At 72.9% G+C, this 5,527-nt stretch carries 6 protein-coding genes and 1 pseudogene; 5 read left to right on the top strand and 2 right to left on the bottom strand.

Annotated features, from left to right (window positions below; all coding sequences use genetic code 11):
• Positions 1–203: 203 nt before the first annotated feature.
• Positions 204–575 carry a roadblock/LC7 domain-containing protein gene (locus K6I33_RS31100; protein WP_229357890.1) on the bottom strand — a complete coding sequence of 124 codons (372 nt, stop codon included), beginning with the start codon at positions 573–575 and terminating at the stop codon, positions 204–206.
• Positions 576–821: 246 nt separating this feature from the next.
• Here K6I33_RS31100 and K6I33_RS31095 point away from each other — a divergent pair, with 246 nt between their 5' ends.
• From K6I33_RS31095 to K6I33_RS31080, 4 genes are all read left to right on the top strand, one after another.
• Positions 822–1,109, top strand: coding sequence for a hypothetical protein (locus K6I33_RS31095; RefSeq protein WP_229357889.1), 288 nt, complete (start codon positions 822–824; stop codon positions 1,107–1,109).
• A gap of 152 nt (positions 1,110–1,261) precedes the next feature.
• A complete protein-coding gene (locus K6I33_RS31090; protein WP_229357888.1) occupies positions 1,262–2,173 on the top strand; it encodes an alkaline phosphatase family protein in 912 nt (303 codons plus the stop codon).
• Positions 2,174–2,175: 2 nt separating this feature from the next.
• Positions 2,176–3,519 carry an MFS transporter gene (locus K6I33_RS31085; protein WP_229357887.1) on the top strand — a complete coding sequence of 448 codons (1,344 nt, stop codon included), beginning with the start codon at positions 2,176–2,178 and terminating at the stop codon, positions 3,517–3,519.
• Between the two features lie 20 nt (positions 3,520–3,539).
• Positions 3,540–4,562, top strand: coding sequence for a TolB-like translocation protein (locus tag K6I33_RS31080; RefSeq protein ID WP_229357886.1), 1,023 nt, complete (start codon positions 3,540–3,542; stop codon positions 4,560–4,562).
• Between the two features lie 47 nt (positions 4,563–4,609).
• Here K6I33_RS31080 and K6I33_RS31075 read toward each other — a convergent pair whose 3' ends face one another.
• Complete coding sequence (locus K6I33_RS31075) at positions 4,610–4,792, bottom strand: hypothetical protein (protein WP_229357885.1); 183 nt, start codon at positions 4,790–4,792, stop codon at positions 4,610–4,612.
• A 168-nt stretch (positions 4,793–4,960) separates the two neighbouring features.
• Between K6I33_RS31075 and K6I33_RS31070 the strand changes: the two are divergent.
• Positions 4,961–5,527: pseudogene (locus K6I33_RS31070) on the top strand (ATP-dependent helicase); the annotation flags it as partial.

Below are 5,527 nucleotides of genomic sequence, written 5' to 3'. Positions count from 1 at the left end.
CTCCTGCCGCTGCCGTTCCTGTCGTACTTCCACGACGCCCTCCCACCATCGCCCGATTACTGACAGTGACGACGATAGCGGTGGGGTGCGACGGTCCGCCGGGCCTGTGGATAACTCCGGCGGGCCCAGGCGCGGGCCACGACACGCCCCCGGTCCGGCACCGGCCTGGCGCCGGCCCGGCACCGCTCCGGGACCGGCCGGAGTCAGCGGCTCCGGCCGCCGACGCGATTGGCCAGCAGGGTCATCTCATAGGCGATCCGGCCGATGTCGGCCTCGGCTTCGCCGAGCACGCACAGACAGCTGTCCTCGTCGGCGGCCGTCACGAACAACACGCCCCGATCGAATTCGACCATGGTCTGGCGCACGCCGCCCACCCGGAATTGCCGGCCCGTTCCCCGGGCGAGGCTGTGCAGTCCGGAGGCGACCGCCGCCAGGTGTTCGGCCTCCTCTCTCGCCAGGCTCGCGCTCGCTCCCGTCACAAGCCCATCGTTGGACAGCACCAATGCGTGGCGTATCCCACCGCCCCTCTCGGCCAGCTCGTCCAGCATCGAATCGAGTTCCTTACCGATTCCCATGTCCGCCTCCCCGTTCGGCAATTCCCCGTGACCGCCGTGCAAGCCTTGCCCACCTCCGCGTTCCGGGCAACCCGCCCTCCCTTCCGACACGCATCCGTTCGCCAGTTGACACAGGATGCGGACATGACGCGGAAAACGAGCAGACGAGCCGGGCACCGCCGTGTTTTCCGGAGGTTCAACTCCGCGCCCACCGGGCACACTTGAACGACCGCAGGAAATTGCCGCTCACGGGGGCAGGTGATCCGCGTGTTCAACAAACTCCGCAAGCGCTCGGAAGAGGTCCGGCGGGCCCCGGCGCCACGGCCGCTCGTGAGCCGACAGCACAATCTCTTCGAGGCCGCAGCGGCATATGTCGCCGCCTGCGCCGAGAACGACTACGACAAAAGCATGGAGGCGGCGCGCTGGGTCTCGCCGGAAGCCCTCAGCTTCGGCGTGAACGAGCTCGCGTGCCGCGCCCTCATAGCCCTCGCGCGCGAGCGCGACGAATCCCCGCAGACGGTGGCCCGCGCCCTCCTCGGACTGCCCGCCGCCTGACGCGGGACGCCGTCCGCCACCTGTCGCACTCCGCTCGGCCGCCGTTCCCGGATTCGTCATGTTGAAGTCGTGTACATGCCACTGCATGCCGCCCTACGCTGCCAGCGCACCCGGCTCACCCCCCACCGCTGCCACGTCATCCGGAGGAGCTCGTGCCCGCCGCAGCCAGTCCTGCCCGCCTCCACCGCCTCCACCGCCCCGGCCGCCTCCACCGCCGCCACCTCCTCGCCCTCGCCACGGCCTTCGGTCTCGCGGCCACCTCCCTCGGCCTGTGGGCCTCGGAGTCCACCGCCGCGCCGGCCGTTCCCACACCGGACCACGTCGTGGTCGTCGTCTTCGAGAACCGCGCCTACGACCAGGTCATGGGCAGTTCCAGCGCCCCGTACCTCAACTCCCTGGCCGCGGGCGGCGCGAACCTGACCGCCTCGTACGCCGAGACCCACCCCAGCCAGCCCAACTACTACGCGCTGTTCTCCGGCGACACCCAGGGCATCACCGACGACAGCTGCGTCGACCCGGGCTTCAGCGAGGAGCCCAACCTCGGCTCGGAGCTGCTCGCCGCCGGCAAATCCTGGGCCAGCTACAACGAGTCCCTGCCCGCCGAGGGCTCCACGACCTGCGAGAGCGGCAAGTACCGCCAGAAGCACAACCCCTGGTTCGGCTTCGGCAACGTCCCCACCAGCACCGCGCACACCTTCGGCGCCTTCCCCCGGGATTACGGCACTCTTCCCACGGTGTCCTTCATCGTGCCGAACATGTGCAACGACATGCATGACTGCTCCATAGGCACCGGCGACACTTGGCTGAAGAACAACCTCAAGTCCTACGCGGACTGGGCCAAGACCCACAACAGCCTGCTGCTGATCACCTTCGACGAGGACAACCGCCTCAGCGGCAACCGGATCCCCACCGTCCTCTACGGGCAGCAGGTCAAGCCCGGTTCCACCTCCGACACCACGTACAACCACTACGACGTGCTGCGCACCCTGGAGACCATGTACGGCCTCCCGCACGCCGGGAACGCCGCGAACGGCAAGGACATCACCGGCATCTGGAACAGCTGACCGTGTATCTCGCGGACCGTCGCACCACCACCGGCACCGCCGGCCGGAACCCCGCTCCCGGCCGGCGGGCCGCCGTTCCCGCCACGGTGTTCGCCCTCGGCACCGTCAGCCTGGTCACCGACGTCTCCTCGGAGATGGTCAGCGCCGTCCTGCCGCTCTATCTGGTCGCCGGGCTGGGCCTGTCCCCGCTCGGCTTCGGCCTGCTGGACGGCCTGTACAACGGCGTCAGCGCGCTCGTGCGGCTCGTCGGCGGCCGGCTCGCCGACCGTCGCGACGGCGGCCACAAGACCGTGGCCGTCCTCGGCTACGGCCTCTCCGCGCTGTGCAAACCGCTGTTGCTCGCCGTGCACGGCGTCCCGCTGATCGGCGCGGTCCTGGCGGCCGACCGCGCGGGCAAGGGGCTGCGGACCGCTCCGCGCGACGCCATGATCTCGCTGGCCTGCGAACCCGCCGACCGGGCCCGGGCGTTCGGCGTCCACCGGGCCATGGACACCGCCGGGGCGCTGCTCGGCCCCCTCCTGGCCTTCCTGGTCCTGCGGACCGCCGCCGAGGGGTACGACGCGGTCTTCACGGTCAGCGGCTGCGTGGCGGCGCTGGGCGTGCTCGTCCTCTGGCTGTTCGTTCCCGCACGCCCCAGTGACCCTGCACGCCTCAGTGACCCTGCGCACCCAGGCCGCCCCACGAGCCCCGGCAACCACGCGAGCCTTTCCGGCCCCGCGCTCCCCCTCCGTCCAACAGCCCGCACTCCGCTCCGGGACCTCCTGCGCCGTCCCAAGGTCCGCAGGCTCACCGCCTGCGCGGTGCTCCTCGGGCTGACCACCGTCAGCGACTCCTTCCTCTACCTCACCCTCCAGCGCCGGCTGGCCGTCACCGAGGCGTGGTTCCCGCTGCTGCCCCTGGGCACCGCCACGGCGTTCCTCCTGCTGGCGGTGCCGCTCGGCGCGGTCGCCGACCGTTTCGGCAGGCGCAGGCTGTTCCTTTGCGGCCATCTCGCGCTCCTGGGCGCGTACGGGCTGCTGCTCGCGCCTCTGGGGAGCTCGCCCGCGCCGGCCGTCGCCGTCCTCGCGCTGCACGGCACGTTCTACGCCGCCACCGACGGGGTGCTGGCCGCCGCGACCGCCGACGCCGTGCCCCCGGAGATCCGGGGCAGCGGCCTCGCGGTCGTCCAGACCGGTCAGGCCGCGGCGCGCTTCGTCTGCTCGATCGCCTTCGGCGCCGCCTGGACCGCGTGGGGCGACCGCACGGCGCTGGGCGCGGCGGCCACCGGCCTCCTCGTCTCCGCCGCGGCCAGTGCCGTGCTGCTGCGCCCCTCGCCCACCGACGACCCACCGGAGCCCGCCCGTTGAACCTGATGAACCCGAACGGGATGAACCGCACGCACCGACTCCTGGTCCTGCTCGCCGCCGTCCTCCTCCTGACGGGTGTCGCCGTCGGCGCCACCCTGCGCGCCGCCGACCGGGCGGCGGAGAAGGACCGGCCCCGGGCGGGCGGCCCGTCCGTACGGCCCGGGGAGGTCACCCTCGACACCCCGGGCCGCGACGTCTTCCGGAACATGGCCTGGGGGCCGCACCGCGACGAGATCGTCTCGGTCTCCGACGCCGACCCGGCCGGCCCCCGCACGTCCTCCGGCGTCCGCTGTCTGCGCTTCCACTCGGCGGCGGGCACCGGCGTCTGCCTCCAGTCGGCGCGCAGCGGCCTGCGGGACGTCTACCGGGCCGTGGTCCTCGACGCGCGCCTTCGCCCGCTGCGCCGCTACGACCTGGCGGGCATCCCCACCCGCGCCCGGGTCTCCCCCGACGGGCGCGCCGCGGCCTGGACGGTGTTCGTCAGCGGCGACTCCTACGCGGGCACCGCCTTCTCCACCCGCACCTCGGTCGTGGACGTGCGCACCGGGGAGCTCGACCGGGATCTGGAGACCTACCGCTTCCTCCTGGACGGCCGGCCCCACCGGTCGGCGGACCTCAACGTCTGGGGCGTCACCTTCGCCGACGCCGGGCACTTCTACGCCACCGTCGCCACGGGCGGCAAGACCTATCTCGTGCGCGGGGACCGCTCGGAGCGGACACTGCGCGCCCTGCGCGAGAACGTCGAATGCCCCTCCCTGACCCCCGACGGGACGCGCGTCGCGTACAAGAAGCGCGTCGAGGGCGCGTCCCCCGACGCGCCCTGGCGGCTGTACGTCCTGGACCTGCGCACCCTGCGCGAGACCGCCACGGCGGAGCGGCGCAGCGTCGACGACCAGGCGGTCTGGCGGGACGGGCACACGCTCGTGTACTCCCTGCCCGGCGACTACGGCTCCGATCTGTGGACCGTCCCGGCCGACGGCTCCGGCCGGGCGCGGCTGCTGACGGAGGCGGCGCTCGCCCCCGCGTTCACCACGCGGCCCTAGAGCCTCAGCGGCCCCAGAGGGTCATCGGCCCTAACGGCTCAGCGACCCTAACGCCCCAGCTGTTTGCGGGAGGCCCTGCGCAGCCGTGTGCGCTGCGACGGATCGAGCAGCAGATAGGCCCCGACGGGGACGCCGACCATCACCAGCAGTGCCGCCCAGAAGGGCAGCAGCCACAGCAGGATCACCCCCACCGCCACACCGCCCACGGCGACCTTGGCCCTGTTGGTCATGTCCGTGCCTCCTTCACGACGGCTGCCGAACCCGGTTTCAGCGTACGTCGTTCCGTGCGGAGGAGAGTGACGCGGCTCACCCCCGGGTTCCTCTCGCCGGCCGCCCGTCTCCTGTACCCTCGGCGGCTCCGAACCCGCACTAGTCAAATTTGAGGAATGCGCAGCGCTGTGACTCCGCTCTCTGCCGCGACACCCTCCGACGTCTCTCTGCTCTCCCGCTGCCAGGCGGTCTTCCTCCCCGGCGACCCGGCCCGCACCGGGCGCGTCGCCTTCTGGCTCCCGGACGGTACTCCGCCCCTGGCGGGCGGCACCGTCGAGGAGCTGACCGTCGCCGTCCCCGACGGCGACGACGTGACCACGACGGCCGTCCGGGCGAACGTACTGCCCGTGCGCGACGCCGTACCCGTCCTCACCCGCGCCCGGGCCGCCCGGGCCGACGAGACGGCCGCCTTCTGGGGCGCCGTCGCCGTCCTCGCCCTCCAGCTCGCCGCGCGCGGCAAGCTGCTGCCCGGGCTGACCGGCACCGACCACGACACCTGGCGGGCCGGGCCGCTCACCCCCGACGACACCCGCCGAGTCCAGGAGCTCGCCGCGGCCATGCCGCCCACGGCGCACGCCGTGCCGCTGCCGGGCGGCGGGGCGCCCCTGCTGCCCGAACCCGAGGGGCTCGTACGGTCCTTCCTCGACGCCGTCGCCGACGGCCTGCCCCGCGCCCCCGCCGCCCGGCAGCGGCAC

It is taken from the genome of Streptomyces sp. UNOB3_S3 (genome assembly GCF_020740895.1).
In the GTDB taxonomy this organism is placed as follows: Bacteria; Actinomycetota; Actinomycetes; order Streptomycetales; family Streptomycetaceae; genus Streptomyces.
Note: the sequence above shows the minus strand (reverse complement) of the source record. Positions and strands in the feature narration are given on the sequence as shown.

Coding starts and splice junctions, on each gene's coding strand:
- K6I33_RS31100 (WP_229357890.1), bottom strand. CDS start 575: ATGGGAATCGGTAAGGAACTCGATTCGATGCTGGACGAGCTGGCCGAG.
- K6I33_RS31080 (WP_229357886.1), top strand. CDS start 3,540: ATGAACCGCACGCACCGACTCCTGGTCCTGCTCGCCGCCGTCCTCCTC.
- K6I33_RS31075 (WP_229357885.1), bottom strand. CDS start 4,792: ATGACCAACAGGGCCAAGGTCGCCGTGGGCGGTGTGGCGGTGGGGGTG.